The organism is Nocardia kruczakiae NBRC 101016, assembly GCF_001612965.1.
GTDB classification, from domain to species: domain Bacteria; phylum Actinomycetota; class Actinomycetes; order Mycobacteriales; family Mycobacteriaceae; genus Nocardia; species Nocardia kruczakiae.
On the sequence record NZ_BDBL01000084.1, the window covers coordinates 1 to 4,102 of the forward strand.

Here is a 4,102-nt window from a genome sequence, read left to right on the forward strand (position 1 = left end):
GATGCGTTCGGCTTGGCCGGAGCCGGAGTGGCCGGCGCGCTGGGGGCGGCGGTCGGCGCGGACGCGGCGGGACTGCTGTTACCTGTCTCACCCGGCGATTCCGGTGTGTAGTCGGCGAGGAACTCATGCCAGCTCTCATCGACCGACGACGGATCTTGCTTGTACTTCTGGTACATCTCGTCGACGAGCCACTGGTTCTGTCCGAACTGGGATGTTGAGCTGCTCACAGCAGGTGTTCGCCTCATTTCGTTCTTCGCGCTGCGACGTTTGTGACGTGCCCGGCACGGGTCGATCGGCACGATGTGCGCCGATGCGCCCTTTCTGAGGATAGGCCCAGCCGTGACAGCGTGCCCCAGCGCGGCCATGCACAGGCGCACCACGGCGCCACTGTCCGGTTAACGACCCCCGGACAGACCCAGCCTCATAGGTGACGACTCGTCCCGTGTCGAGAATATTCCTTCGTCGGAATCGGCTGCCTCCCAGAGTCGGTTATAGATTCCGCGCTCCGCCAGTAATTGCGCGTGCGCGCCGAATTCCACGATCCGCCCGTGCGCGACGACCGCGATCCGATCGGCGCGCGCGGCGGTCGCCAAACGATGCGCGACGATCACCGTGGTGCGCCCGCGTGCCAGCGATCTGCTCGCTACCAGCACCTTCTCTTCGTTGGCCGGATCGAGGACCGCGGTGGCCTCGTCGAGCAACAGCAGATCCGGATCGACCAGTTCCGCACGCGCCAGCGCGATCAGCTGGCGCTGGCCCGCCGAGAGCCCGCGCCCGCCCTCACCGATCGGCTGGGCCATACCCCGCGGCAGTGTCTCGATCATCTCGAGCGCGCCGACCGCCGCGGCGGCCCGGGCGATGTCCGCCGATGTGGCACAAGGTTTCCCGAATGCAATGTTGCCGGCGACGTCGCCGGTGAACAGGTGAGCTTCCTGAGGAACCACACCGAGCCGGGCACGGAACTGCGCGAGCCGGTAGTCCCGGATATCGATCTCGTCGACGCGAATGGATCCGGAGTGGGCCGCCGCAGCGGTTCCGTCTCCGTTCGGATGCGAGCGAGGAAGGTCGTAGAGACGCGCCAGCAGTTTGACCACCGTCGACTTGCCCGCCCCGGTCTCACCCACCAGCGCGAGGGTCGAGCCGGCCGGAATGTGCAGGGAAACATCTTCCAGCGCGGGTGTTCTGGCGTCGGGATAGCGGAAAGTGACGCCGTCGAAGCGCACCTCACCGCGCAGCCCGCCCTCGATCTCGACCGCATCGGCCGGATCGGGGGCGATCGAGGACGGGGTGTGCAGCAGTGTTTCGATGCGCCGCAATCCGACCCGGGCCTGCTGGTAGCCGTCGAAGACCTGGGAGAGCTGGGTGATCGGCCCGAACAGCAGACTCAGGTAGAGCACGAAGGCGACCAGGGTGCCGGCGGTGGTGGTGCCGTGCGCGACCTCGCGGGCGCCCAGATACACCACCGCGGCCTGCGCCAGATCCGCCCAGGCCAGCACGAACGCGAAATACAGCGCGATGGCGCGCTGGGCCCGCAACCGGGCCCGGCGGTACCGATCGGAGTAGTCGGTGAACCGGCGGGCGGCCTCGGCCTCGTGGCGGTAGGCCTGCGTCGCGCGCAGGCCCGCGACGTTCTCCTGGAAGTCGGCGTTGACCGTGGCCACCCGTTCCCGCGAGGCCGAATACGCCGATGCCGAGACGCGGCGGAAGAACAAGGTCGCCACGAGCAGCGGCGGCAGCGCCACGAACACCACCACGGCCAGGGCGGCGTCGATCACCAGCAGCGCGATCACGATGCCCACGACCGTGACCAGGCTGACGAGAGCGGTGCTCAGCCCGGTCTGCAGGAATGTCGACAGCGCGTCGATATCGGTGGTCATCCGGGTCATGATCCGGCCGGACAGTTCGCGCTCGTAGTAGTCCAGGCCGAGTCGTTGCAGGTGGGCGTAGCTGCGCACCCGCAGCCCGTACAGCACCCGCTCGCCGCCGCGCGCGGAGAGCCGGGTTCCCACTGCCTCGTCCACCCAGCTCAGGAGCACCAACCCCACCCCGGCGAGGGCCGCGGCCGCCAGCACGGCGCCGCGATGCTGTCCGACGCCGTCGTCGAGCGCGAATCGGGTGAGCGCCGGGAACGCCACCGAGATGCCCGCGTCCACGGCCAGCAGCGCGATCACGGCCGCCAGCAGCCAGCGCACCGGCCGTAGCAACCGCACCAGCCGGAATTCCGGGTCCGGCTGTTCCAGCTCGCGGTCGTCGAGTCCCGGTTGTTCGGTCGCCGGAGCCAGTCTCGCCAGGGCGGCCCGCATCTCGGGCGGCGCATCCGGTTCCGGGTCCGAATCAGCCACGGCGACAACGTCTTCGGAATGCGGCGTCGCGGCGGGATGCGCAGGCTCGCCCGGGCGCTGGGTGCCGATGGTGCCCGGCGTCGAAACAGGTGTGGTCCCGGGCGGGCCGGAGGGACTCACACCGTCGTGGGCCGGCAGATCGATACCGGGCTCGACCACGTCGCCGGGCTCGACCTCGGCGTTGTCGCTCCGACCCGCCGTACGCCCGCCCGGCGCGGGCAGGCGGATCACGCGATCCGCGTGGGCCAGGGTCGATTCGCGATGCGCGAGGATCAGCGTGGTGCGGCCGTGGGCGGGCAGTGCGTCGAAGATCGCGGCCTCGGTGACGGCGTCCACCGCGGAGGTGGCGTCGTCGAGGACGAGGATGCGCGGGTCGGCGAGCAGGGCGCGCGCCAGGGCCAGGCGCTGCCGCTGCCCGCCCGAGAGCGTGAGACCGCGCTCGCCCACGACGGTGTCGTAGCCGTCCGGCAGTGCGCGGATGAATTCGTCGGCCGCCGCCATCCGTGCGGCCGTCCGGATCTCCTCGGGGCCGGCATCCGGTTTACCGAGTGCGATGTTGGCGGAGATGGTGTCGGAGAACAGGAACGGCTCGTCGAAGACGACGCCGATCGCCGCGCGCAGGTCGGCGGCCCGTACCCGCGCGATATCGATCCCGGCGGTCTCCGGATCGTGGTCCGATCCTGCCCCGAAGAGGCTGATCCGGCCGGCCTCCGGCATGTGGAAGCGCGGCAACAGCAGTGTCAGCGTCGATTTCCCGGAGCCTGCCGGTCCGATCACCGCCACCGTCTCGCCGGGGCGCACGGTGAGGTCGAATTCGTGCAGTACCGGGCGGCCGGGCTCGAATCCGAAGGTGAGGCCCCGGATGTGCAGGCCGAGCGGACCCTCCGGCAGCGGTTGCGGATCGGGTGGGTCGATGCTCTCCGGCGCCTCATCGATGACTTGATAGACGCGTTCGGCCGCGGCCCGGGTCAGCTGCGCCATGACCAGGACGTTCGACAGGATGCGGGTGCTCGACGCCATCATGGTCACGTAGGTCGCGAAGGCCAGGAACGTGCCGACGCCGATCGCCCCACGCAGCGCCAGCGTGCCGCCGAGCGCGATCACGATCACCAGCCCGGCCTGCGGAATCGCCGACACCGTCGGCGCGAACCGGGAGTCGATGCGGGCCGCGCGCATGCGGTGGGCGTAGAGCCGCCGCCCGTGCTCCTCCAGTATCCGCACCATCCGCGATTCCTGGCCGAAGCCCTTCACCACCCGGACGCCGGTGACGGTCTCCTCCACGTGCTGAGCCAGATCGGCCGCGCGTTGCTGCGCCGACCAGGTGGCGGCGTGCAGCCGCGGCCGCACCCGGTACACCACCAGCGCCAGCGCCGGCACGGTCAGCAACGACACCAGGGCCAGCGGTGGCGACAGCACCAGCATGGCCACCGCGGCGAAGGCGAAGATCAGCAGCGACGCCGCCGACAGCGGCGCCATCGCGAGCAGTCCCTGCACCAATTGCAGATCGCTGATCGATCGCGACACCACCTGGCCCGTGCGCAACCGGTCCTGCCGCGGCCCGTCGTAACGGTGCAGCGCGGTGAGCAGGTCCACCCGCACCTCGTGTTGGACGTCCAGCGCCAGCCGTCCCGCGAGCCAGCGCCGCCCGTAGGTCGCCGCGAACCGGGCCACCGCCAGCGCGACCAGAATCCCGGCGATCGGCGCGAGCGCCCCGACCTCGCCCAGCCGGGCGTGGTCCAACGCCGCCTTGGCCGCCAGCG

The 4,102-nt window shown here is 70.4% G+C and carries 2 protein-coding genes; both read right to left on the bottom strand.

What is annotated here, in order from left to right:
* The coding region (locus NK1_RS35965) for a 2-oxoglutarate dehydrogenase E1 subunit family protein (protein ID WP_245661000.1) at positions 1-380 on the bottom strand (380 nt) is incomplete at its 3' end.
* Positions 381-395: 15 nt separating this feature from the next.
* Entirely contained in the window at positions 396-4,100 is a 3,705-nt protein-coding gene (locus NK1_RS33020; RefSeq protein ID WP_084461858.1) for an ABC transporter ATP-binding protein, read from the bottom strand.
* Positions 4,101-4,102 lie beyond the last annotated feature (2 nt).